At 62.8% G+C, this 25,715-nt stretch carries 19 protein-coding genes; 9 read left to right on the plus strand and 10 right to left on the minus strand.

Translation table 11 applies throughout. From position 1 onward, the window contains the following. Positions 1-6 precede the first annotated feature (6 nt). On the plus strand, positions 7-555 hold the full coding sequence (gene ruvC, locus EV679_RS11720) for a crossover junction endodeoxyribonuclease RuvC (RefSeq protein ID WP_130487308.1): 549 nt from the start codon (positions 7-9) through the stop codon (positions 553-555). 121 nt (positions 556-676) lie between these two features. Further along, positions 677-1,252 (plus strand): Holliday junction branch migration protein RuvA, encoded by a 576-nt coding sequence (gene ruvA / locus EV679_RS11725; RefSeq protein WP_130487309.1) that lies wholly within the window; start codon positions 677-679, stop codon positions 1,250-1,252. Positions 1,253-1,331: 79 nt separating this feature from the next. Here the strand turns inward: ruvA and paeA are convergent, their stop codons facing one another. Then, the gene (gene paeA / locus EV679_RS11730; protein ID WP_068374960.1) at positions 1,332-2,615 is read right to left on the minus strand and encodes a polyamine export protein PaeA; all 1,284 of its coding nucleotides are present in this window, start codon (positions 2,613-2,615) and stop codon (positions 1,332-1,334) included. A 99-nt stretch (positions 2,616-2,714) separates the two neighbouring features. Beyond that, a complete protein-coding gene (locus EV679_RS11735) occupies positions 2,715-3,689 on the minus strand; it encodes a threo-3-hydroxy-L-aspartate ammonia-lyase (protein WP_068375099.1) in 975 nt (324 codons plus the stop codon). Between the two features lie 228 nt (positions 3,690-3,917). Here EV679_RS11735 and ruvB point away from each other — a divergent pair, with 228 nt between their 5' ends. Further along, positions 3,918-4,991 carry a Holliday junction branch migration DNA helicase RuvB gene (gene ruvB, locus EV679_RS11740; protein WP_068374963.1) on the plus strand — a complete coding sequence of 358 codons (1,074 nt, stop codon included), beginning with the start codon at positions 3,918-3,920 and terminating at the stop codon, positions 4,989-4,991. Between the two features lie 87 nt (positions 4,992-5,078). Here the strand turns inward: ruvB and EV679_RS11745 are convergent, their stop codons facing one another. From EV679_RS11745 to EV679_RS11775, 7 genes are all read right to left on the minus strand, one after another. Further along, complete coding sequence (locus tag EV679_RS11745; protein ID WP_130487310.1) at positions 5,079-7,496, minus strand: membrane-bound PQQ-dependent dehydrogenase, glucose/quinate/shikimate family; 2,418 nt, start codon at positions 7,494-7,496, stop codon at positions 5,079-5,081. A 452-nt stretch (positions 7,497-7,948) separates the two neighbouring features. Then, entirely contained in the window at positions 7,949-9,844 is a 1,896-nt protein-coding gene (locus tag EV679_RS11750) for a S9 family peptidase (RefSeq protein ID WP_242611475.1), read from the minus strand. Positions 9,845-10,236: 392 nt separating this feature from the next. Further along, complete coding sequence (locus EV679_RS11755) at positions 10,237-12,651, minus strand: PKD domain-containing protein (protein WP_130487312.1); 2,415 nt, start codon at positions 12,649-12,651, stop codon at positions 10,237-10,239. Between the two features lie 48 nt (positions 12,652-12,699). Further along, positions 12,700-15,576 (minus strand): TonB-dependent receptor, encoded by a 2,877-nt coding sequence (locus EV679_RS11760; protein WP_130487313.1) that lies wholly within the window; start codon positions 15,574-15,576, stop codon positions 12,700-12,702. Positions 15,577-15,745: 169 nt separating this feature from the next. Continuing rightward, complete coding sequence (locus EV679_RS11765) at positions 15,746-16,768, minus strand: FecR family protein (RefSeq protein ID WP_207224921.1); 1,023 nt, start codon at positions 16,766-16,768, stop codon at positions 15,746-15,748. Then, complete coding sequence (locus EV679_RS11770; RefSeq protein ID WP_068374974.1) at positions 16,765-17,271, minus strand: sigma-70 family RNA polymerase sigma factor; 507 nt, start codon at positions 17,269-17,271, stop codon at positions 16,765-16,767. Before EV679_RS11770 ends, EV679_RS11765 begins: the two co-directional genes overlap by 4 nt. 139 nt (positions 17,272-17,410) lie before the next feature. After that, entirely contained in the window at positions 17,411-18,199 is a 789-nt protein-coding gene (locus tag EV679_RS11775; protein WP_068374977.1) for an AadA family aminoglycoside 3''-O-nucleotidyltransferase, read from the minus strand. A 232-nt stretch (positions 18,200-18,431) separates the two neighbouring features. On the opposite strand from EV679_RS11775, the gene EV679_RS11780 reads away from it, so the two are divergent. From EV679_RS11780 to EV679_RS11790, 3 genes are all read left to right on the plus strand, one after another. Further along, positions 18,432-18,719: a co-chaperone GroES gene (locus tag EV679_RS11780; protein WP_068374980.1), complete on the plus strand. Its 288-nt coding sequence runs from the start codon at positions 18,432-18,434 to the stop codon at positions 18,717-18,719. A gap of 53 nt (positions 18,720-18,772) precedes the next feature. Next, positions 18,773-20,410, plus strand: a complete 1,638-nt coding sequence (gene groL / locus EV679_RS11785; RefSeq protein WP_068374984.1) for a chaperonin GroEL — start codon at positions 18,773-18,775, stop codon at positions 20,408-20,410. A 203-nt stretch (positions 20,411-20,613) separates the two neighbouring features. Next, positions 20,614-21,723: a class II histone deacetylase gene (locus tag EV679_RS11790; protein WP_130487314.1), complete on the plus strand. Its 1,110-nt coding sequence runs from the start codon at positions 20,614-20,616 to the stop codon at positions 21,721-21,723. Positions 21,724-21,775: 52 nt separating this feature from the next. On the opposite strand, the gene EV679_RS11795 is transcribed toward EV679_RS11790, so the two are convergent. Then, the gene (locus EV679_RS11795) at positions 21,776-22,738 is read right to left on the minus strand and encodes a helix-turn-helix transcriptional regulator (protein WP_130487315.1); all 963 of its coding nucleotides are present in this window, start codon (positions 22,736-22,738) and stop codon (positions 21,776-21,778) included. A 246-nt stretch (positions 22,739-22,984) separates the two neighbouring features. Here EV679_RS11795 and EV679_RS11800 point away from each other — a divergent pair, with 246 nt between their 5' ends. The 3 genes from EV679_RS11800 to pyrF all read left to right on the plus strand — a co-directional run bounded on the left by EV679_RS11800 (position 22,985) and on the right by pyrF (position 25,694). Beyond that, a complete protein-coding gene (locus tag EV679_RS11800; protein ID WP_068374990.1) occupies positions 22,985-23,392 on the plus strand; it encodes a diacylglycerol kinase in 408 nt (135 codons plus the stop codon). A gap of 84 nt (positions 23,393-23,476) precedes the next feature. Beyond that, entirely contained in the window at positions 23,477-24,802 is a 1,326-nt protein-coding gene (locus tag EV679_RS11805; protein WP_068374994.1) for an NAD(P)/FAD-dependent oxidoreductase, read from the plus strand. Between the two features lie 73 nt (positions 24,803-24,875). After that, positions 24,876-25,694, plus strand: coding sequence for an orotidine-5'-phosphate decarboxylase (gene pyrF / locus EV679_RS11810; RefSeq protein WP_130487316.1), 819 nt, complete (start codon positions 24,876-24,878; stop codon positions 25,692-25,694). Positions 25,695-25,715 lie beyond the last annotated feature (21 nt).

The following is a 25,715-nucleotide window of genomic DNA, read 5'->3' on the forward strand; positions in this document are numbered from 1 at the left end:
GACGCCATGCGCATCCTGGGCGTGGACCCTGGCCTGCGGCGTACCGGCTTCGGCGTCATCGACGTCGCCGGACCCCGCCTGTCCTACTTGGCCAGCGGCACGATCGTGGTTCCCACGACGCTGCCGCTGTCCGAACGCCTGCGCGTCATCCTCGACAATCTGCGCGAGGTGGCGCGCGACACCCGCCCGGATGTCGCTGCGCTGGAAATCGTTTTTCTCAATACCAATCCGTCTTCCACACTGCTGCTGGGCCAGGCACGCGGCGCGGCACTGTGCGCGCTGGCGGACAGCGCCCTGAGCGTGCATGAATACACGGCCCTGCAGATCAAGAAGTCTGTGGTCGGCACGGGCCGCGCCGCCAAGGAACAGGTGCAGCACATGGTGCGGCATCTGCTGGCCCTGGATGGCAACCCGGCGCCCGACTCCGCCGATGCGCTGGCCTGTGCCATCTGCCACGCGCACATAGGCGCCATGCAGGACCAGCTGGACGCCCAGGGCCACGCGCTGGCAGCGCGCCAGTTCCGGCCGGCCTACCGCAACGGCAGGCTGCGCTGAAGCGCTGCGGCAAAAACGCCGCAGCCCTTGCCGTCTCGTTTATCATCCACGCATTCCCTGCCCTGGCCGCCAGTTTTCGGTGACTGGCGGCATACGCGCATTCACCTGAGGACGAACCGCCATGATTGGCCGCATCACCGGCACCCTGCTGGAAAAATCCCCGCCCACGATCTGCGTCGATACCGGCGGCGTGGGCTACGACATCGACGTGCCCATGAGCACGCTCTACAACCTGCCGGACGTGGGCGCCAAGGTCACGCTCTACACCCATCTAAGTATTCGCGAAGATGCGCATGTCCTGTTCGGTTTCGGCACGCCAGCCGAACGCGCCACCTTCCGCCAGCTGGTCAAAGTCACCGGCATCGGCGCACGCACGGCGCTGGGCATCCTGTCCGGCCTGAGCGTGGAGGAACTGTCGCAGGCCGTCACCCTGCAGGAAACCGCGCGCCTGACGCGCGTACCCGGCATCGGCAAGAAAACCGCTGAACGCCTGCTGCTGGAATTGAAGGGCAAGCTGGGGGCCGACCTGGGCCATGTCCAGGGCAGCGCCGCGCCCAGCAATCAGTCCGATATCCTGAATGCCCTGCTGGCACTGGGATACTCGGAACGTGAATCGCTGGCCGCACTCAAGAAGCTGCCTGCCGATGTGGACGTGTCCAGCGGCATCAAGCTCGCCCTGCAAGGCCTGGTGCGCTGAGCCGTCTCCCCTTGCGCGGCAAGGGCCGGGCGCGACTGACCGTCTGCCCGGACCGCCACAGCTTGCCGCCAGGCCATGCCTACAGCCGCGTCACCATGACCTGGTCGATGCGGAAGCTATCCACATCCATGACCTCGAAGCGGTAGCCGCCCCAACTGATCGTATCCGTGCGGCGCGGCACGCGCCGCAACATCACCATCAGGAAGCCCGCCAGGGTTTCGTACTCCCCTTCTTCTGGCAGCTCATCCAGCCCCAGCACGCGTTGCACATCCTGGATCGGCGTCACTCCGTCAATAAGCCAGGAATGGTCATCACGGCGAATGATCTGCTCTTCATCCCAGGGCGACACCAGGTCGCCCATGACCGTGCTCATGACGTCATTGAGCGTCACCAGACCGACCACCAGGCTGTATTCGTTCACGATCATGGCGAAGTCCTCGCCAACCTGGCGGAACTGCTCCAGCACTTCGGCCAGGGTCAGGCGATCCGGCACCAGCAGCACCTTGCGCAACAGGCCGGGATCATCCAGACGCAAGGGCTGGTTGTTCAAGACCCGCTGAAACAGATCCTTGGCATCGACATAGCCCACCACGTGGTCGATATTGCCGCGGCAGACCGGATAGGTGGAATAGGGCTCCGCCGCAATCCGCAGGCGGATGACGTCGTCCGGGTCGTCAATCAGGAAATAGGCAATGCGTTCGCGCTGCGTCATGGCGCTGGGCACCAGGCGCGTGCCCAGTTCGAATACATTTTCTATTACCTGCTGCTCACCGGCAGCCAGGACGCCGGAACGCGTGCCCGCTTCCGCCAGCGCCAGGATGTCGTCGGTCGTCACGCTTTCCTCGCGCCGGTCCGGCACCCGCAGGAAACGCAAGGTACGATAGGTCAGCCAGGAATAAAAGCGCACCAACGGCCGAAACAGGATGGTCAGCCACACCATGGGACGCACGACGCGAACAGCCACCAGTTCGGGCAGGATCATGCCCAACTGCCGCGGCACCAGGTCGGTCAACAGGATGAACAACGACGTCACCAACGAGAACGACACCAGGAAGCCCAGCGTATTGGCCCAGGATGGCGTCATCCACAAGCCGAAGAAAGCGGTCAGGTAGGGATTGAAAAGCGCCTCGCCGACAATACCGCCAAGAATAGCCAGCGTATTGGTGCCTATCTGCACCACAGTGAAGTAATGGCCGGGCTGCTCCTGGGTGCGCAGGACTGCGGTCGCCCGGGAATCGCCGGCTTCTTCCAGGCGTTGCAGGCGCAGGCGCCGCGAGGCCGCCATGGAAATTTCCGCCAGCGAAAAGAAAGCACTGGCAACAATAAGCAGGACTAGCAGGAAAAGATTCTGGGTAAAACTCATAGGCTTGGATGCACGCCGCCCGACAGGACGGCTTCAGGCACGAGGGGTAAACCCCTCGTGGAGGATACCAGCTTCATGCTGCCCACGGTAGCGAGCCCCTCAGGCGGCCGCCAGGTAGCCGGCCAAGGCGGTCATATCCACATTTCCGCCGCTCAGGATGGCTGCGGCCCGCTGTCCGGGGCGCAGCGCGATCTTGCCATGCAGCAATGCGGCAGCCCCCAGGCAGCCCGTGGGTTCCACGATCAGCTTGAGCCGCTGTGCCAGGAACACCAGCGTTTCGCGCAGTTCCTCATCCGTGACCGTCACCACGTCATCGACGTCACGGCAAAGAATCGCAAACGTCCTGTCGCCCAGGTGAGTGGTAGTCGCGCCATCGGCAATCGTGCGTGGCGCGGTAATGTGGTGCAGCACGCCGGAGCGCAGGGATTGCTGCGCATCATTGCCCAGCGCAGGCTCCACACCGATCAGGCGCGCGCCTGGACGCAGGGCCCGCAAGGCCAGCGCACTGCCGGAAATCAGGCCGCCACCGCCAATAGGCGTCACGAGCAGATCCAGGTCGGTCTGGTCCTGCAACAATTCCAGCGCCGCCGTGCCCTGCCCGGCAATGACATCGGCGTGGTCATAGGGCGACAGCAGCACCCGGCCTTCGTCCCGGACGAAAGCCTCTGCCATGGCGATACGGTCATCCTTGTAGCGGTCATAAGTCAGAACCTGCCCGCCATAGCCTTCGGTAGCCGCCCGCTTGGCCATGGGCGCATCAGCCGGCATGAGGATCACCGCATGCGTGCCCAGCAGCCTGGCGGCCAATGCCACCGCCTGCGCATGGTTGCCGGAAGAATAGGCCACCACGCCAGCCCGGCGCTGTTCTTCGCTCAGGCGCGCGATCGCGTAGTAGGCGCCCCGGAACTTGAACGCCCCGGTACGTTGAAAATTCTCGCACTTGAAAAACAGCTGCGCCCCCGCCCGAGCGTCCGCCAATGGCGAGCGCAGCACCGGCGTGCGATTCACCACGCCATCCAGTACGGCGCTCGCGCGGATCACGTCCTGGTAATTGGGAAGGTCTAAAGCGGTCATTTCCTGACAATCGTCCTGCATGAAAAACGCACGGCACCCAGGCAGGGCCCCCTGCCAGGTCACGCCGTGCGAAACCATCATCGTGCCACAAACCGCGCAAGGTGGTGCATGTTGCGGCACAAAAACACTGCATGAATCCCGTGCTTCCGGCTCTCGGCAGGATCAGCAGAAGATTCACTGGACATATCATCAGGTGCTACCATGGCAACTGGACAGAAATCGTGCGCCATGGCCATCCAATCAGACTCCCTCTCCGCCCGCAGCGAGACCACCCGCCTGGTCACGCCCCATGCCGTCACACCGAATGAAGAATCGGTGGAGCGTGCCCTGCGTCCCAAGGCACTGTCCGACTATGTCGGCCAGCAGCGCGTACGCGACCAGCTCGACATTTTCATCCAGGCGGCGCGCAACCGCGGCGAAGCGCTGGATCACGTGCTGCTGTTCGGCCCGCCGGGCCTGGGCAAGACCACGCTGGCCCACATTGTCGCCCACGAAATGGGCGTGCAGCTGCGCCAGACCTCCGGCCCCGTGCTGGAACGCCCGGGCGACCTCGCCGCGCTGCTGACCAACCTGGAACGCAATGACGTCCTGTTCATCGACGAAATCCACCGGCTGTCTCCCGTGGTCGAGGAAATCCTCTACCCCGCGCTGGAAGACTTCCAGATCGACATCCTCATCGGCGAAGGCCCGGCGGCGCGCAGCGTCAAGCTCGACCTGCAACCCTTCACGCTGGTGGGCGCCACGACACGCGCAGGCATGCTCACCAACCCGCTGCGCGACCGCTTCGGCATCGTGGCGCGGCTGGAGTTCTACAACGCGCAGGACCTGACCCACATCGTCACGCGCAGCGCCGGCCTGCTGCAAGCCACCATTACTCCCGAAGGGGCCGCCGAAGTCGCACGGCGCTCACGCGGTACGCCCCGCATTGCCAACCGGCTGCTGCGGCGCGTGCGCGACTACGCTGAAGTCAAGGGTGGCGGCATCATCTCGGCGGAAATCGCCCAGGCCGCGCTCGGCATGCTGGAAGTCGATCCGCAAGGCCTGGACCTGATGGACCGCAAGCTGCTGGAAGCCATCGTGCACAAATTCGATGGCGGCCCGGTCGGCGTGGACAGCCTGGCTGCCGCCATCGGCGAAGAGCGCGACACCATTGAAGATGTCATCGAACCCTACCTGATCCAGCACGGCTTCCTGCAGCGCACCTCGCGCGGCCGGATTGCCACGCAGACCACCTGGCGCCACCTGGGGCTGACGCCGCCGCCAGGCACCATGAGCAGCACGGGCAGCCTGTTCGATATCTGACCCGCCACGGTTGCAGGGCTTCAGCCGCACAGGCGGCTTCCAGTATCAGCCTGCCGCCGCAGCGGCAGGCTCTCCCAAGGATGGCGGTCAGTCAGGCAAGGCATAGGCCATGACGTAATCCCCGCGATCCGGCTGGCCGCGTGAACCACTGGCCGTAAAGACAATGTACTGCTTGCCGGTTTTGGGAGACACATACGTCATTGGCGTTGCCTGCCCGCCAACCGGCAGGCGCTCTTTCCAGACTTCCTTGCCTGTCCTGGCATCCATGGCGCGCACGTAGTAATCCTGTGTGCCGGTAAAGAAAACCAGGTCGCCCTGGGTAGCCAGACCTGCGCCCATGGTCGGCATACCGACCGGCACGGGCAGGTGCGTCTTGATACCCATCGGCCCGGAATCACGTGTGGTGCCCAGCGGAATCTGCCAGACGATCTCGCGGGTTTCCAGGTCTATGGCCGTCATCGTGCCCAGCGGCGGCGGCGTGCACGGCACGCCCAGGCCGGACATGAAGTTGGTCAGGCGGTTGATGTAGGGCGTGCCGAACTGCGGATAATTCCCCAGGCCGCCAAAATACTGCGGGTCATTTTCCGGGTCGCGCGGCACCAGCCAGGAAACAATCGCCGTGCGGATGTCGTTGACGATCAAGTAGTTGTGCTTCTCGTCGACAGTGGCGCTGCCCCAGTTGAAACCGCCCAGGTTGCCGGGATACTGGATGATGGGATGCGTGGACTGCGGCGTGAAGTCGCCGTCATAGCGTGCCCGCTTGAAAGCAATGCGGCAGGCCAGCTGATCCAGCATCGTCATGCCCCACATATCGCTTTCCTTCAGTACCGGATGACGGATGGCCGGCATGCCCACGGAATAGGGCTGGGTCGGACTGATGCGCTCGCCCTGCGGCAGGTCGTGCGTGGGCACAGGCTTCTCCACCACTTCCGCAATGGGCTGCCCGGTACGCCGGTCGAGCATGAAGATCTCTCCACGCTTGGTCAGCTGGATCAGCGCGGGCGTCACCCCTCCCTTGCCATCAGGGATGTCATAGAGCGCCGGCTGCGACGGCAGGTCGTAATCCCAGAGGTCATGGTGTACCGTCTGGTAATGCCATTTTTCCTTGCCGCTCACATAGTCGAGCGCCACCACGGCCGAACTGTATTCGTCATCCGCCTCGGTACGGTGGCCGCCCCAGAAATCCGGCGTCGCATTGCCCAGCGGCAGATAGACCATGCCCAGGTCTTCATCAGCCGCGATTGACGTCCAGACATTCGGCGTGCCCTTGGTATAGGTTTCCCCCGGTGGCGGCAATTTGGTGATGGCCGGATTGCCCAGATCCCAGGCCCAGATCAGCGCACCGGTACGCACGTCGAAACCGCGTACCACGCCCGAGGGCTCGCCCACCGCCTGATTGTCCTTGACCCGCGCCCCTACCACGATCAAGCCGTTCTCGATCACCAGCGGCCCGGTATTGTTGAAGTAAAAACGCGGGTCGAAGTCTCCCAGCCCGGTGCGCAGGCTGATGGCGCCATGTTCACCGAAGTCCTCGCAAGGCTTGCCGGTACTGGCATCCAGGGCCATCATTCGAGCGTCGGCAGTGGTGAGATAAATACGCTGTTCGCATGCCCCCTGCGGCAAGGAGGCAGACGGCGGCACGCCCTCGAAGATCGCCCGCTTGGGTGCATAACTGTTCTTCGCCAGATCGGCATACCCCAGGCTGCGGCAACGCAGGAATTCAGGTCCGTCACCCTTGGGGTCGAAGGACCACTTCTGTTCGCCGGTATCCACGTCCAGCGCCAGCACCCGGTTGCGGGGCGTGCAGACATACAGCGTATCGCCGATCTGCAAAGGCGTGTTCTGGTCTTCGTACTGACCGGTCGCAATGTCACCGGTATGCGCAGACCAGGCCAATTTCAGCTTGCCGACGTTATCCGCATTGATCTGCGAAATCGCCGCGTAGCGGCGGCCAGCCTCGCTGCCGGCGTAATGCGTCCAGTCCCTGGGGGCATCGGCCGGTTGCGCGCCTTCACGCGCTTCGCTGCGCGCCAGTTGTCCGGCGGAGGGCTCAGTGACGCCGTGCGGCACCAGCATCAGGCCCAGCATCGCGACCAGCACCAATGCGCAAACCGCCCCCAAGGGCCGCCCGAGGCGCGCCCAGGCGCCGGACTCGGCATTGCGTCGGGCAAAGGGTGCCGTCCAGAACACCAGCATCCCCAGCCCCACAGGCAGCATGATGCGCGGGAACCACTGCCAGAATACGTTGCCGGCTTCCCAGGCCGCCCAGCCCGTGCACAGCAACAACGAGACCAAATAGACCCAGGCACCCGCCGAACGGCGCACGAACAGCAAGGCCGCAGCCACCAGCCACAGCAGGCCGATGACGATATACGCAGCGCTGCCGCCCAGCGCGACCAACTGCACGCCCCCGTATAGCAGATAAAGTGAGATCAACAGCAGAAAGACACTGACCAGCCGAAGCCAGAAGACCTGGCCACGGCTCGGTGCCATCGAAGCAGTCATGGCGATTCCCTTGCAAGTGTTGAAAGACTTCCCCCCTTGCACCAGGCATCCGGGGGACGATTTGCCGCACGCCAAAAGAGCGCCTGCGCTTCCCGGGCACGCGGTCCGGCCCTGGCAAGCCTATCGCACTGCACGGCCTGCCACGGCTCGCACAACAACGCATGATCAAAGATACTGCTGCCTGCACACCGCGAACAGGGGGCTTTTGTAAAGAGAGGCATCAGGAACGGCAGCATCGCCCCGATTCCATCCAGCCCCCTACCCCAACACCAGCCATTCGCGAGCCTGGCTGGCGTACCGACGCAAAAAAGGGGCGGAATTGCTTCCGCCCCTTTTACTGTCGCATCCTGCCAAGCACAGCGACCATGGTCATGCAGCCCTTGAACTTCTGCCAGGCTGGCTGGCGACCAGCCTGGCAGCCGGCCCCGCCATGCAAAAGCCTGGCTAACGGTTCAAGGCTTCAGGTACTTTTTCAGGAAGGCTTCCATGGCAGCGTAGAACTCGAACTTGTTCTCGTCATTGTGGAAACCGTGGCCTTCGTTATCCTTGACCATGTATTCCACTTCCACGCCGCGCTTGCGCAAGGCATCCACCATCTGGTCGCTTTCCGCCTTGTTGACACGCGGGTCGCGCGCGCCCTGGGCAACAAACAGCGGCGTCTTGATCCGGTCGGCATGCAAAGCCGGGGACGTCGCGCTCAGGCGCTCTTTGTCGCGTTCCGGGTCACCCACCATATCGCGCATTTTTTCCAGCATGGGCTTCCAATACGGCGGAATCGTTTCCATGAAGGTGAACAAATTCGATACCCCGACATAATCCACGGCGGCCGCATACAGATCCGGCGTGAACGCCACCCCTGCCAGCGTGGCGTAACCGCCATAGCTGCCGCCATAGATACCCACGCGCTTGGGATCGGCAATCCCCTGCTCGATCAGCCATTGCACGCCATCCGTGATGTCGTCCTGCATGGACAGGCCCCACTGGCCAAAGCCCGCTTCCCAGAACTCACGGCCGTAGCCGGTGGAACCCCGGTAATTCATCTGCAGCACGCAATAACCGCGATTGGCCAGGAACTGCACTTCCGGGTTGTAGCCCCAGCTGTCACGCACCCATGGCCCGCCGTGCGGGTTGACAATGCACGCCAGGTTCTTGGGCTCGCGGCCGACCGGCAGCGTGAGATAGCCATGAATCGTCAGGCCGTCGCGGCTCTTGTACTGGATGGGCCTGCTTTGCGCCATTTGCCCTTCGGGCAGCGCAGGGTTGATGTCCGCCAGCTTGGCGAGCTTGTCGGCCTTGGCGTCATACAGATAGCGCGAACCCGGCGTGCGGTCGTTGTAGGCGGCCACGATGAAAATATTCTCGTCGCGGCTATGGCCTTGCAAAGCCACTTCATAGCCTGGCAAATGACGGCGCAACGCAGCATCCAGCGCACGCGTCGGCTCATCGAAGAAATGCTCACGGGCCTTGTCGGTCTCCCAGGAAACCTCGGTCAGCACCTTGCGCAGGCGCGAATACGACGCGCCGCCGATATCCACTTCGTCATGGGCATAGACCAGCTCTTCGGCATCCGGCTTGGCCGGGTCGATAATGACCAGCGCAGACTTGTCGCGCCCGCGATTGCTGAGCGCGTACATCTTCTTGTTGTCGAAGGTGAAAAACAGCGGGCTGACTTCCGTGCGGTAGTTCGTCGTGATCAGCGGCTTGAATTCATCGGCTTCGCGGTCGCGATACAGCAAGGCGGTTTCCAGGCCGTCGCTGGCCACCGCCACGCGCACCTTGCCCTGGTGGTCTGTCAGCCAGCCCACGATATTGCCCGGATTGGAAGCCACCAGTTCCGACTTACCCGTGCGCACGTTGACACGGTACACATCGAAGACTTCCGGCTGGCGCTGGTTGTGCGTCAGCAGTACGTGGTCGGGGTCATCTTCCAGGTCGTCGATGATGCCAGCGCGTACATTCTCGAACGGCGTCAGGTCACGTACGTCTCCGGTCTTGGCATCAACGGCAAGCACGTGAAAGTTCTCATCACCGCCGAAATCCTTGGAAAACAGGATGGTATCCGAGCCTTTCCAGAAGTAGCCGCCGATATCCCTGGCAGTTTCGGACGTCAGGCGGCGCGGCTCGCCGGCGGGTGCCAGGCCATCGAGCGCTTGCACGAAGATATTCATGCGCGCCGGCTGGCCATCCACCGACACCGGCTGCATGAACGCCAGCGACTTGCCGTCGTCAGCCAGCCGGAAATAGCCTTTCTCGGGGTTGCGGAAGAAATCCTGCAAGGGGAACTGCGGCGCCACCTGGACAGGAGGCCTGGAACTCGGGGAGGGATCAGTCGCTGCGTTGGCGGTCATGGAAACAGTCATGAAAAAAGAAAAGAAACATGCCAGGGCACGAAACGGAGGACGCGTTAGCACGATGGAATTGCCCTTCTAGGAAAAGCGGTTTGCATTGTTGCCAGATGGCCGCCCGGCGCTGACAGCAGGGCTGGAACTGGCCTGACTTTCTATGCGACAAACGAAAACGGTAACAGTTCCAGTCTAACGCATCGCCTCCCCAATCACATTTCAGTCCATTGCGAAAGCCCGCCAGGCTTGATCACCGGCGCGCCGCCATGGCCTGCGCCGCCCTGCCATGCGCCCGCGCCCCTGCCTGGGCCGCAAAAAAATCGCCAGGCCTTTTTCAAGGCCTGGCGATCACGCGCCCGGAGGCCGTCCCGGTCAAGGAGACGGCTGTTCAGCGGGCATCACTTTTTGGGCTTGAACCCGTTTTTCACATGGAAGCGGAAATCCGGACGTTCCTGGATCTCGAAGAACCATTCCGCGTCGGTATTCGGACTGGTATTGGTGTCACGCAAAGCGAAACGCACCGAGGTCCCCTGACGAATGATCTGGCCATTTTCCAGCCCATCCACATAGACTTTGCCATCCCCCGTCCCATCGCCGCTCTGGGACGTTCCCAGGCCGGTCACGGTGTAGTCCCCGCCAAAGGCCGTCAACGTATAGAACAAGGACTTATTCCAGTTGCTGGCCGCATTGAAGTTCGTATAAATCTGATGGCTGTGCGGCAAGGCCTGTTGAATACGGACATTGTCGGAACCCGGCTGCGCCGCCTCCGGCTTCGCGCCCGTCGCATTGAATTCCAGCAGCAGCGTCGGGAAGTTCTGGCGTTCAACAGCCTTGAAATGCTTCACCACAGGTTCGGAGCGAGCCATGCCATCGCTGGTGACAAAAGTGGCCGTATACATGCCCGGCTTCTCCACTTTGATCAAGCCTGACTGGCTCAGGATTGCATCCGCAGACCCATTGCCTTCTGGCTGTTCCAGCGACCACAGGTGGTACAGATTGTCGCTATCAGGATCTATGACGCCATTTGCCTGGAGTCTTACCTGGACACCCGCCACAATGGGCTGATCTTCAGATCCCAGCGCGAAATCAGGGCAAACCGTATATTTGTTATGAAAACTGCCATCCACGCACTGCCCGGCGGCGGCGACCACTGGCGGATTATTCTTGGACTTGGCCTGGCCCCTGGCGTACATCACATGACTGGCCTTGGAGCGCGCGCCTTTGCTATCCGTCACCACCAGGGTAGCCATATAGATGCCCGGCTTATCGGTCACCACATAACTCGCGATCTTGTCGCTGTTCTGAAGCACAGCCTTGCTGTCGTCGGGGCGATCTATCAAGGTCCACTGGTAAAACAGTTCGTCGCCATCCATGTCCGCGCTGCCTGTCGCATCAAACACCAGCCTGTCGCCTATCAGCACGGTTTGGATCTTGATCGTTGTGATGGCCGTCGGCGCGCGGTTGGGCGCATCCTTGACCGTCAGCTCCGTCAACTCAGGATCGCTGCGCAATTTCGAGCCGCCGGCTTCCTCGGAAATCAGTTCGATGACATATTTGCCCAGCTTCGTCGGCGTAAACGACATGAACGAATGCTGTTCGGACAGATCGGGAGGCGTGAAATCGGCGGGCGTTTCCACCCAGCGGAAATAATGAGTCAGTGCTTCGCCATCCACGTCATAAGATACCGGTGATAGCCAGACCGGGTCCGAGCTTCGCTGGATATCGCGAGGCGCCTCCGGCGGCAGGAGACGGGCCACCGGTTTGCTATTGGGCACGCCCGCAGGCTTGGTGGTCTTGAACTTGACAGAGGTATCGGCTGTTGTCGTCCCGTCAAACGCAATCAGCTGAACCGACCAATCGCCCGACACATCCGGCGTAAAGGTCATTTTTTCACCCGCAAAGACTTGCTCGGGTGATTGGCGGGAAGCCTGCGGCTGCGAGAGGCCAACCACGCTGTAACCGGCGCCCGGGCTGTTATGGAACAGATACCAGCGGTAGCTGAGCTTGTCGCCATCGGGGTCGGTCGATGCGCTGGCATCCAGCACCACCGGCACACCGCGTTCGAATTGGTACCGGTAAGGCGGTTCGTCATTGGTGGGGGTGACCGCCGCGCCTCCTGCCGTCAGAACCTTGGCAACCGGAACAGGCGGCCGGTTGGTGGTTTTGATATTCACTTCCAGCTGGCGCGGCTCACTGGCCTGGCCATTATGGCTCACGCTCAAGGTCGCCTGATAGCGCCCTTCCTTATCTGCGACAAAGCTGGGTTTGGCAGCGGCGGCATCATTAAGGACGGCCTGGCTGCGCTCGGGCGCCACGAGCGTCCACTGATATTGCAAGCTGCCCGTGGATCCGGTCGGCGCAACACTGCCGCTGCCATCCAGAATGACGGTTTGCCCCAGGCTGGCCTGGCTCGGCGCTTCGATAATGGCAACCGGCACATCCGTCGTCGCCGTAATGGTCACCGTATCCGGCACGCTGGCGCCGGTATTGTCACTGACCGTCAGGCTTGCCTTGTAATGACCCGGCATATCCGCGGTAAAACGGGGCTGCATGACATCGGCGGCGCTCAGGATCGCGCCGCTGCCCGGCGGCTGCTGTGTCATGGACCAGGCGTAAACCAGCGCGCCGCCCTCCGAACCATTGACGCTCGCGCCGCCATCCAGCGTCACGACGCTGCCCATTTTCACCGTCTGGGCCGCGCCCGCCTTGGCAACAGGGGCCGTGCGTGACGGACCGTCATCACCGCCACCGCCTCCGCACGCGGCAAGCGCGACAGGCAAGCTCAGCATCACAAAATAACTCTGTAGTTTCATAAGTGTCTCTATTAAAGGAAAGACAGCACGGCCATCAGGCGCCGGGCCTCAGAAATTCATGGTCACGCCCAGCCGCGCCGTGCGGCCAGGCGCAGGCACCAGGCCCAGGCTAAGCGGGTCCAGGTAGTACTGATCGGTCAGGTTGTCGATATTGAAATCGACCGAAAAAGCATCGCTGAAGCGATAGCTGGCATAGACATCAACCAATTGATAGGCATGCCACTGCACCGGCTGGACGAAACCACGGGCGGTGTCGTTGTTGAAGCGCGGCACTTGATTGCGCTTGCCCATCAGGGTGACCCGCGCGCCGACATCCAGCTTGCCTTCGAACAGGCGAGTGCCCAATTGCAGGCTGGCATGCCACTTGGGCGGGATCATGTCGTTGAAATAGGAAGTGGCCAGGCCGTAATCCGTGCACTCGTGAATACGGTTGCTGCCGCCAATCTGGCAGACTTCGACAAAGTTGTAGCGCGTCCCGGACAAGCGTGTGTAAACCCAGCCCGCGTCATAATCCAGGGTTGCTTCCATGCCGCGCACCTTGACGCTTTCCACGTTACGCATGACAAAATCTTCGCCCGAATCTTCCCAGGTATTGGGGAAAGTGCGGGTCAGATAGTTTTTGGTGTGATTGCGGAAATACGCCAGTTTTGCCGCCAGCCTGTCATTGCTGGCCAGCACCCCTTCGGTCAGCAGATTCATGCCAACCTCCCGGTTGATCGCATGCTCCGGCGTCAGGGCCACATCCTGGAGCGGCGCAGCCGACCAGCCCCGGGTGGACTCAAACAGGCTGGGCATGCGATAGGCCTCCGCATGGCGGGCATAAAACTGCAGCCCATTCATCCATGGCTCCCAGCTCACACTGAAAATAGGCGAAGTGCCGCTAGTGCGCACGTCATAGTATTGAGGATGGTCGCAAGGCCCAGTCCAGCCGCACTGCTCGGGCGGCACCGAAATTTTTCCCCCTTCGCAGCGCCCGTCAGCCCCAACCGACGTGCAAATCTCGGTATGGCGCGCCACCATGCGCTTGTTATCGTGACCACGCGCCCGCTGATAGCGCAGCCCGGCGTTCAGATTCCATTCCGGCGCGGGTTGCCAGTTCCAGTCCACAAACAGACTGGTTTCGTGGCGATAGCCGGAACGGCCCGAGGCGTAGAGCGCCTCGACACCCGGCTTCACCAGGCCGATATCCTCGCGCTGGTAAGAGCCGCCGTAATTCAGGCGGTGCTCCCCCAGAAACGTAAACTGCGATTCATTCGACAGGTCAGCGCCAAAGCGTTTGTAGCGTTCTTTTTCCGGGTCTTTTTCCTGGACGACTTGCCCGAGTTCATCCGAATAATTCCGGTTGACGCTGTCTGTATGGGTGTACCAGACACCGGTTTTCAGGTGAATCAGTGACGAGTCTGCGGGATCCCACTCATAGCGCGCGGTGGCAGTCTGCGCGGTCACTTCGCTGTTGCTGGTCTGGCGGATTTTGTCGAACCAGAGCAACTGCGAGGGCATCAGCTCGCCGTACTCGCTGTGATAACGCAAGTAGCTCAGTTCGACCTGCTGGTCCGCAGGCAGGCGCAGCTTGCCTTTCAGCAGTTGTGAATCACTGTTGCTATTGCTGTTGATGACCTGTTCGCCGCCATAGAAGCGCGTGGCGCCCTGATAGCCGATGGTGACCTTATCCAGAAACGGCTCGGACTCTTTGGCATAAGTCAGCTCAGGCGTCGGGCCATGTTTGCCGGCATAGTAAGTGCCCTGCCGGCGCTTGGAGTATGCGGCCACCAGATCAAGCGATTCAGTGCGCCAGGCTCCGGCGATGCTGGCGGCATAGCTGTAGGGGTCGAGCAAGGCTGGCCGGTCAAAAGCGCTTTCCGTCCGGTGGCTGTCCGGCATGGCAAACTGGCCGCCGCACAAGGAAGGCACGGCGCAATTATCGTGAAACTTGCCGGTGTTCTGCACCCCGCCGGCCGTTCCCGGTGCGGGCGCGGCGCTGCTGTTGCCCGAGGTGCTGCCGCGCACGCGTATGCCCCAATCCTTGCCGTCACGGATGATGTCGTCCGCATTGATGGTACGCATGGCCACCACGCCGCCAGTCGCCCCCACGCCGCCCACGCCATTGACTGGGCCTTTGCTGATTTCTATGCCGCCGATCAGGTCGGGATCCACATACGAACGGGACGATACGCCGGAGTAGCCGCGATAGACCGTGGTTTCCTGGCGTGCGCCATCCACCAGCACCGGCACCCGGCTTTGCCCCTGCATGCCGCGGATATTCACATCCAGGCCGCCCGAGTTGCGGTTTTCGCCCACCAGCACGCCAGGCGTGCCCTGGAAAATATCGCCGATGGAGGTGCCGCGAAAGCGCTCGATGTCATCACGCGACAGATAGCTGACCGAGGCCGCCGTCCGATAGACCTCATCCTGCGGCCGGTGCTCGCCCTGCACGATGACCGTTTCCAGTTCGGACACGCTGGCTTGCGGGGAACGTTTCACCGCATAGCCATTGGCGCGGCGCTCAACCTCGAAACCGGTGCCCGCCAGAATGCGGCCAAAGCCCTGAGCCACGCTGAACTCGCCCTGCAAACCCGAACTGCGCAGGCCATCCAGCATGGCGGGATCAAACGACAAGGCCACGCCAGCGCGGGCCGCAAACTCAGCCAGGACATTGCTGAGCGAATCCGCCGGAATGGCATAACTGTGGCTGGGCGCTGCCGCCGCAGCGGCCATGCCCTGCGCCCGGACATCCATCTGGCCGCCCGCCAGCGCCGTGACGCTTAGCCCCAGCAACACATGCCCCAGCCGGCTGGCCAGAGCATGCCTGGTCTGGAGATACGCTTGATAGGCGGGCGCGCGGCTCAGCGCATCAGCCTGGACATGGCCTGCCGGCCCTGGTCTCAGGCCCGGCCGCCCCTGTTCTGCAATTAACAACTTGTTCACGTTTCATCCCTGGTGCATGGAAGCGCCTGGCTGCCTGACGCAGCACGCACTCCTTCACCTCAATTACCGGATGAAAAGAAAACAGGTATCACTCTTGTTTGTTATTTTTTCATTTTCCCTGCTGCTGGCCCACCATGCCAGCGGCATCCGCCGAACCCGCGGGTGCCGTTCAGGCCTCTTCGGCATCCAGGACAACCGTGACCCAATAACGGGTGCGCCGCAGCACTTTGACCGGCAAGGTTTCGGTCAGCAATGCCAGGCTGGCATCGGTATCCAGCAGCGGGAAGGCGCCTGACACGCGCAGATTGGCAGCGCCTTCCGAGCACCGCAGCAAACCATTGCGGTAACGCCCCAGCTCTTGCAGCAAAGCCTGCAAGGGCATATCGCGCACAAGCAGCATGTCGTTACGCCACATCAAGGCGGTTTCATCCACCGCTTCAGCTTGCTGTTCGCCGTCGCGCGAGAAGGTCAAGGCCTGCCCTGGCGGCAATACCGCCAGCGGTTCATCGCCATCCGTGCGCCGCACCATGACCCGGCCTTCGAACACTTCCACCCGGGTCACGCCATCCCCTGTCCGCACGCTGAAGCGCGTACCCAGCGCCTGGGCGGTGCCTTGCGCCGTCTGCACCAGAAACGGCCGGGCGCGTGCCTGGGTATCCGGACGCGTCTGGATCATGACTTCGCCTGCCAGCAAATTCACGCGGCGTTCCGCTTCGCTGAATTGCAGCGCAATCGCGCTGCCTGTATTCATCACGACCAGGCTGCCATCCGGCAGCACCAGCTCTCGGATCTCGCCAATGCGCGTCCGGTAGTCCGCCGACCAATCCCAGTGCGGCTGAACCCGCCGCACCATCATCCAGGAAGCAGGCCCCACAATCGCCAGCGCCCCCAGCCCCGCCAGAATCTGGCGTCTTCCGCGCTGGCGCCGCCGGGCGCCCGCGGCCAGTTCAGGAATCAAACGCCGCCCCAAGGTATCGGGCACCTGCGTGAAGGTGCCCAGCACCGCCTGCACGCGGCGCCAGGCTTCGGCATGGTGGGCGCTGCGCTGGCACCAAGCCTGGAAATGCCTGATTTCCTGGCGGTTCAAATCGCCTTCCTGCATGCGCATCAGCCAATCGGCCGCTTCACCCAGCACGCTGCCGGGAATCTCGCCTTCGCTGCCCTGCTGAGCCGGCATCGCGCTGCTGCTCACGCCAGCTCCAGGCAGGCAATCCAGGCCCGGCGCATATGCCGCTTAACGGTAATTTCCGCCATGCCCAAGCGTTCGCCTATCTCCGCGTACTTGAGGCCATCAATGCGGGACAGCAGAAAGATCACGCGGGTTTTCTCCGGCATGCTCGCCAGCATGGCATCTATGCGCATCAGGGCTTCCCGCACCAGCGCGATCTCTTCCGGCGAGGACACCAGCGGCTCAGGTTGCGCCATCAGGGCATCGAGAAAAGCCTGTTCGACCGCCCGGTGACGCCAATGATCGACCAGCAAGGCCTTGGCGATATGGGCCAGTAAGGCGCGGGGTTCGCGGTCCTGATCCAGCGGGCGCTCGCGCGCCAGCAGGCGCACAAAGGTGTCCTGGGCGAAGTCAGCGGCGTCCATCGGCGATTCCACACGGCGTTTCAACCAGCCGACCAGCCAGCCATAATGGCTGGCATAGAGCGCCTGCAAGGCATCCTTGCCTGCCGTGGAACCTGGAATCATGACTGACCTGCCGAATTGGATAAAGAATCAGGTGATTATGATAATGCTTCCCATTGGATAAATCAGGTCTCCTGTGCACAGGAACAACATATCGCCCGGCCTCCTTCCTGCCGCTGCACATTGCTGCCGCTCTTGCCGCTCAGCGCTGCCCGTCCTGCACACACGACCGGATATAGGCCAGCAACGCCGCCCGCTCCTGCGGGCAGGCAGCCAGATCCGCCGCCGCCAGGCCCCGGTATCCATCCCGCGCCGCCACCAAAACAGGCTGGTGCGGCTGCGGCACCCGCTGCAAGGCCCACTCTGCGGCAACATCCTTGGCCGCAATCTCGCCGGTCACAGAGGTGTACCAAATGCGCGCCAGGGCCAGAACGATGTTTCTTTCATCGCCAGCCCAGTCCGCCTCGTCTTGCCACTGCGCCAGGGTTTGCAGCAAGGCATGACGGACATCCCCGGCAGGGACCGGATCGAAAAAATCCTGGGCCGCCGGGCCATGCAATGCCAGGCTGTGCCGCCTGACCTTGGTGAGCAAAATCGCCAGATCCGGGTCTGCCATGGCGGGCTCGAACACGCCCGTCTCAAGATCGGCCCGCAGCCATTCGCCGAATTGCAGTTGCCGCCGCGCCGGATAACGCCAGGGCAACACATCCTCTTGCGCCAGCACCGTCACTTCCAGCGCCCGGCGTTCGGGATCCGTGCCCGGGAAAGCGGATATCAGCAGCAAATCGCGCATCAAGGCCTCGCGGCGCAAGGCGCCGGGCGCCTCATCGACCGTCACCAGCAGGTCTATGTCACTCAAGGGTTTGAGGCCGCCATCCACCGCCGAACCAAACAAATGGATCGCGCGGACGGACCCGCCCAGATGCTGTTTCAAGGCCGCCAGCGTGCGTGACAGTTGCGCCTGAATGGAAACGGGAGCCTGAAGAATCATGTCTGCCTGTACGAAATATCTGTTCTTGTCTGCCGCGCCTGTCACCCTGCTCCAGCGCGCCTCTGAGCCTGCCCGCGTATTTTCCTCTGGAAACGCCCCCTTGAAAAATGCAAAGCCGTCCTTATAATTAGCACTCAAGGCCGTCGAGTGCTAACAAGCCTTTCGGCCCCTGCATTACCAAATTGGTTTTGTTACCTCATTCAAACCTTAGCTAGATATACAGGAGTTCTTCATGGCCCTGCGTCCCCTGCATGATCGTGTGATCATCAAGCGTCTGGACAACGAACGCAAGACTGCCTCCGGCATCGTTATCCCCGAAAGCGCCGCTGAGAAGCCCGACCAAGGCGAAGTCCTGGCCGTCGGCCCCGGCAAGAAGACCGAAGACGGCAAGGTGCTGCCGGTCGACCTGAAGGTCGGCGACAAGGTGCTGTTCGGCAAGTATGCCGGCCAGGCCGTCAAGGTCGATGGCGAAGAGCTGCTGGTCATCCGCGAGGACGAAGTCCTTGCCGTGATTCAGTAAGCTGATTCCAAGCCTGATCCACCCTACACAGATCTCTAGTAAGGAATAACACAATGGCTGCCAAGCAAGTTCTGTTCGGTGATGACGCCCGCGTGCGCATCGTCCGTGGCGTCAATATCCTCGCCAACGCCGTTAAGACCACCCTGGGCCCGAAAGGCCGCAACGTTGTGCTGGAACGCTCCTTCGGCGCCCCGCTGGTGACCAAGGACGGCGTTTCCGTCGCCAAGGAAATCGAACTGAAGGACAAGTTCGAAAACATCGGCGCACAGCTCGTCAAAGATGTCGCTTCGCGTACCAACGACAACGCCGGTGACGGCACCACCACCGCCACCGTGCTGGCCCAGGCCGTCGTTCAAGAAGGCCTGAAGTACGTTGCCGCCGGCTTCAACCCCATCGACCTGAAGCGCGGTATCGACAAGGCTGTTGTCGCCATCGTCGAGCAACTGAAGAGCCAGAGCAAGGCCATCACGACCAGCAAGGAAATTGCCCAGGTCGGTTCCATCTCGGCCAACAGCGACGCTTCCGTCGGTCAGATCATTGCTGACGCCATGGACAAGGTCGGCAAGGAAGGCGTCATCACCGTCGAAGACGGCAAGTCGCTGGAAAACGAGCTGGACGTCGTCGAAGGCATGCAATTCGACCGCGGCTACCTGTCGCCCTACTTCATCAACAACCAGGAAAAGCAAGTTGCCGCCCTGGATGACCCCTTCATCCTGATCTACGACAAGAAGATCAGCAACATCCGTGACCTGCTGCCGGTGCTGGAGCAAGTTGCCAAATCCAGCCGTCCGCTGCTGATCATCGCCGAAGACGTCGAAGGCGAAGCCCTGGCGACCCTGGTGGTCAACAACATCCGTGGCATCCTGAAGACCACCGCCGTCAAGGCGCCTGGCTTCGGCGACCGCCGCAAGGCCATGCTGGAAGACATCGCCATCCTGACGGGCGGCACGGTGATCTCCGAAGAAACCGGCATGTCGCTGGAAAAGGCCACGCTGGAAGAGCTGGGCCAGGCCAAGCGCATCGAAGTGGGCAAGGAAAACACCACCATCATCGACGGCGCCGGTGCTGCTGCCAGCATCGAAGCCCGCGTCAAGCAAATCCGCCTGCAAGTCGAGGAAGCTTCCTCCGACTACGACCGCGAGAAGCTGCAAGAGCGCGTCGCCAAGCTGGCTGGTGGTGTGGCCGTGATCCGCGTCGGTGCTGCCACCGAAGTGGAAATGAAGGAAAAGAAGGCCCGCGTTGAAGACGCCCTGCACGCTACCCGCGCTGCTGTGGAAGAAGGCGTGGTGGCTGGCGGCGGCGTGGCGCTGCTGCGTGCCAAGCAAGCGGTTGCCGACCTGAAGGGCGATACGCCTGACCAGAACGCCGGTATCCAGCTGATCCTGCGCGCTATCGAAGCGCCGCTGCGCACCATCGTCGAAAACGCTGGCGAAGAGTCCAGCGTGGTCGTCAACACCGTGCTGAACAGCAAGGGCAACTACGGCTACAACGCTGCCACCGGCGAGTACGCCGACCTGGTCGAGCAAGGCGTGCTGGATCCCACCAAGGTGACCCGCAATGCCCTGCAAAACGCTGCTTCCATCGCCAGCCTGCTGCTGACCGCTGAAGCCGCTGTCGTCGAAATCGTCGAAGACAAGCCGGCCGCGCCGGCCATGCCCGACATGGGCGGCATGGGCGGCATGGGCTTCTAAGCCTACGCCTGCCTCTGCCGGGGAGAGCCTCACCCTCCCCGGCCGTTGCGACAAACGCCCCGCCAGGAGTCATCCTGGCGGGGCGTTTCACGTGATGCCCCCAGGCAAACCCTGGCCTGCGGCTCCGCAAATCTACGGAGGCGCATTCAAGCCATCCTGCCTACCATGAGCCTGCCATCCCCAACGACAACAAGGAGACACGCATGGCCATCGGATACGTCTGGAACACGCTTTACGGCTGGGTCGATACTGGCACCGGCAGCCTCGCGGCAGCCAATCTGGCCGCACGCATGCAACCCATCAGCCATCACCTGGCGCACCCTGATACCAAGCGTCGTTTCCATGAGCTGGTGTGCGCTTCCGGCCAGATAGAGCACCTGACGCCGGTTGCTGCGATAGAAGCCAGCGATGCCGACATCCTGCGCGCCCACAGCGCCGCGCATCTGGAAAACATGAAGCGCGTCAGCAACCTGCCCACTGGCGGCGATACGGGCGATGGCATCACCATGATGGGCAATGGCGGCCTGGAGATCGCCCGCCTGTCTGCTGGCGGCGCCATTGAACTGACCCGTAAGGTAGCCAGCGGCGACCTGTCCTCGGGCTATGCACTGGTCAATCCGCCCGGCCACCACGCCCCCCACGATGCGGCCATGGGCTTCTGCATCTTCAACAACACTTCGGTCGCGGCCGGCTACGCCCGCGAGGTACTGGGCATGGACAGGGTCGCCATCCTCGACTGGGACGTACACCACGGCAACGGCACACAGGACATCTGGTGGCGCGACGCTTCCGTGCTGACTATTTCGCTGCACCAGCATCTATGCTTCCCCGCCGATTCCGGCTATCGCTCCGAACGCGGCGAAGGCCCTGGCCACGGCTACAACATCAATGTCCCGCTGCCGCCCGGTGGCGGCAACGCCGCCTATCTGTACGCCATGGATCAGGTGGTGCTGCCGGCGCTGCGCACCTACCGGCCGCAACTCATCATCGTCGGCGCCGGATTCGATGCCAGCATGCTTGACCCGCTGGCGCGCATGATGGTCACCGCCACTGGTTTCCGGCAAATGGCGCGCCGGGCCATAGATTGCGCCACGGAGATCTGCGACGGACGCATCGTGTTTGTCCAGGAAGGCGGTTACAGCCCTCACTACCTGCCTTTCTGCGGCCTGGCCGTCATCGAGGAACTGACCGGCGTACGCTCGCTGGCCGATCCTTACGGAGACTTCCTGGCCGGCATGGGTGGCGACACCCTGCAACCCGCCGAGCGCGCCGCCGTCGATGAAGTCGTTCCGCTGCTGTCCGATATCCGCTAGCGCACCGGTCGGGCGGCGCCTGCCTTGCTGCTGCCCGGCAGCACTTCACCGTTCAGGAGCCTGAAGCCCCCAATGTCCCCAACGCCGCCAGTATCCGGCCTTGCCGGTCCGGCAAATACCAACCGTTCACGGCTGCCTGCACAGCTGCCTGAACACGCCGTTCCAGCCCCAGCTTGACCAGCAGCCCGGCCACATGCGTATGCACGGTACGCTCGCCCACGCCCATGCAAGCCGCGATTTCCCGGTCCGGCAGACCGGCCATCAGCCAACTCAGAACTTGCAGTTCACGCAGACTGATCCCATGCGGCGGCAGTGCAGGATACAGGCTGGCAAGCACCCCACCCTGTTGCAACCACCTGGCGGCAAGCCGCATGCTGCGCCGGCCCATCAGCCAGAAGCAATGCAAGGGCTGCGCCGCAGTCGGCCATGCCTGCAGAACCTGAGCCAACGCTTGCGCATCCAGCTCCGCCGGAACCCTGCCCGCCAAGGCCAGCGCACCGCCCTCCCCTGGCTCGAAACGCAGCAACAGGGTTTCCTGCTGCCCGGCCACTGGCGGCAGATGCTCGCGCACTGAATTTTCCAGCAGGCCCTGCACGCCGCGCGCCTGCTCCCGCGCACGACGGTCGAAGATTCCCGCCTTGCGTGAGGAAAAATGCGCCAGGCCGCAGTAGCCGCCCTGAATGCCCAGTTCCAGCGTCATGCCATCCTCGAAACCATAGGCATGCAGCGCACCGGTATAAAGCCGCGTGGTCCGAAAAGGTGGATACATGCCTTCGGAAGACTCTGAAATGGATGGCGGCAAGAGTTCCACCGGCGAGAAGCGACGGGTGAAGCCTGGCGGGTACAGGCGCGGGAAATCCACCGCCAGCGCCGTCGCACACAGCGTGTTGTAGCCATGCCGCCATACCTCGACATGCCTGTCGCTACCCGGCGCATGGGCCAGCAGTTGCACGGCGTCGAATTCGAACAGGCCGCGCAGCGCGGCAATGCGCTCATGCAGGTTCAGTGTATTCATCAGCGGCACAGGATTTGAAGGCCCATGGTGCGCCAGACGCACCGTACCCGTTCATGCTAATGCCGGGTACCGGCCCCGGCATAGCCGGACTATCACCTAGAAAGCCACGAGTCACAGGGTTCACGTAAAATCACGTCCGCACAGGGACATGCCCCGCCTGGCTGACGCATGCTTCCCGGCAGGCCAGCCGGGCGCCACCGCTGCGCTCCCCGCCTGTTCTCCGCCACCTGATGAGGCCGCCACACCGTGACGCAAACTCCCCCCTCCCCCCAGCAGCATTCGCCGTTCAAAAGCCGTGGCGGACTGCGCCGCATTTTCAATGCGCTGCGCTACTCGCTGCAGGGCTTCGGCGCCGCGATCAAATACGAAGCCGCTTTCCGCCAAGAGCTGGCGCTGGCCATCCTGCTGATTCCCGCCGCCTTCTTCCTGGGCCGCAATACCGGCGAAGTCTTCATGCTGATCGGTGTGGTACTGCTCGTCCTGGTCGTCGAGCTGCTGAATTCGGCCATCGAAGCGCTGGCCGATGCGCTCAGTGTGGAACGCCACCCCTTGCTGGGGCGCGCCAAGGACCTGGGCAGTGCGGCGGTCATGCTGAGCCTGATCTTCACCGCCGTGGTTTGGCTGACCATCCTGGCAGCGCGCTTCCTGCAATAAGCGTGCCCGGCCGATGCCGCGCCGCCCGCCCAGTCCGGCCCCCGCATGCCTTAGAATTACCCTTTCACCTACACGCCACGCACCATGACAGCACATCGCCACAGTGCCACTTCCCCCACTCCCCGCGTTGTCATCGTCGGCGGCGGCGCGGGCGGACTGGAACTGGCCGCCCGCCTGGGACGGCGTCACGGCCCTCAAGCCGTCACGCTGATCGACTCGCTGCCCTATCACATCTGGAAGCCCTCGCTGCATGAAGTGGCAGCCGGCACGCTGGATATCCACCAGGAAGGCCTGTCCTATCTGGTGCTGGCGCACATCTGCCATTTTTCCTTCATTCTTGGCCCGATGCTGGACATCGACCGCGAACGCAAGGTACTGAAAATCGGCGCCATTGCCGGCCCCGGCAACCGTGAGCTGATCCCGCCACGCGAGGTGCCCTACGACATCCTCGTCATGGCAATCGGCAGCAAGGCCAACTTCTTCGGCACGCCTGGCGCGCAGGAGCACGCCGTCACACTGGATAACGTCGAGGCTGCCGAGGCCTTTCGGCTGCAGATCCTCGAAGCCATGCTGCGCGTCGACCAAGCCAAGGCCACCGATCCGGAAGCGCGCCTGCACCTGGTTATCGTCGGCGGCGGCGCCACCGGCGTGGAGCTGGCCGTGGAGTTGCGCGAAGCCAGCCACGTAGTGAGCGCCTACAGCCTGTCCGCCTTCAACCCCAGGCTGGACCTGGCTATCACCCTGATCGAAGGCGCACCACGCATCCTGGCCGCCTTGCCGGAACGCATTTCCAAGGCTGCCCAGGACCGCCTGGAAAGCCTGGATATCCGCGTCGAAACCGGTTGCGCGGTTGCCAGTGTCACGGAAGACCACGTCACGACCCGCGACGGCCGCCGCTTCCATGCCGACATGTGCCTGTGGGCAGCCGGCATCAGCGCGCCCGACCTGCTGCAAAAGCTTGAGCTGCCGCTGCATCGCAATGGCCAGGTGATGGTCGACGAGCAATTGCGCACGCCCGACCCCGACATCTATGCCATGGGCGACTGCGCTGCCGCCCCCTGGACCGAAGGACGCCTGGTGCCTGCGCGCGCCCAGGCGGCACACCAGCAGGCCAGCTACCTGGCGCGCCAGTTGGGCGCCCGCCTGAAAGGCGAAGCCCCGGAAGACAAGCCCTATGTCTATGAAGACCATGGTTCGCTGGTATCGCTGGGCCAGGATGCCGGCGTCGGCAGCCTCATGGGCAAGCTGACCGGTCGCGGCCTGTTCCTGAGCGGCATGCTGGCACGCATGATGTACATGAGCCTGCACCTGATGCACCACCGCGCCATCCTTGGCGTCAGCCGTACGGCCTCGCTGGCGCTGGCCCGCCTGCTGGTGCGGCGCACCCACTCGCGCGTCAAGCTGCACTGACGCGCCCTGCGCGGCAGTCCGGCTGCTTGCCGCGCGGCTGCTTCTTCAACCCTAACGGATTTCTACGCCTGATATGTCTTTCATCCAGAAACTGGAAAAAGCCTGGACCAGCTCCAACTCCCTGCTGATGGTCGGACTGGACCCCCTGCCCGAGCGCTTCCCGGATTCCCTGGGCGCCCAGCCCGACGCCATTTTCCGTTTCTGCCGGGATATTGCCGACGCGGTCGCCCCCTATGTCTGTGGTTTCAAGCCGCAGATTGCGCACTTCGCCGCACATGGCGCCGAAACCCAGCTCGAAGCCTTGTGCGCGCACCTGCGCAGCCATCATCCCGATAAGGTGCTGGTCCTGGATGCCAAGCGCGGCGATATCGGCTCCACCGCCGAGCACTACGCGCTGGAAGCTTTCGAACGTTACCAGGCCGATGCCGTGACGGTCAGCCCGTACATGGGTTCGGATTCAGTCGAGCCCTACCTGCGCTGGAAGGATCGCGGCATCATCGTGCTGTGCCGCACTTCCAATTCCGGTGGCGCGGACTTCCAGGAACTGCTGATCGGCGACGGCGACCCGCTTTACCTGCGTGTTGCAGATGTCGTCCGCCAGCAATGGAACCAGGACAAGCAATGCGGCCTGGTGGTCGGTGCAACCCGGCCCGAAGAACTGGCACGCGTCCGCCAACGCATTGGCGACGACATCCCCCTGCTGGTGCCCGGCATCGGCGCCCAGGGCGGCGATATTCCCAAGACAGTCAGGGCAGGCATCAACAGCCGCGGCACCGGCATGATGATCAATTCCTCGCGTGCGGTACTATACGCCAGCAGCGATGAAGACTGGCGTGAAGCCGCCGCCCGTGCGGCGCAGGAAACCCGCGACGCCATCAACGCCTGCCGCTGAAAGATGGCCCCCGGCTGAAGG

Origin of the sequence: Kerstersia gyiorum, assembly GCF_004216755.1 — a bacterium.
In the GTDB taxonomy this organism is placed as follows: domain Bacteria; phylum Pseudomonadota; class Gammaproteobacteria; order Burkholderiales; family Burkholderiaceae_B; genus Kerstersia; species Kerstersia gyiorum.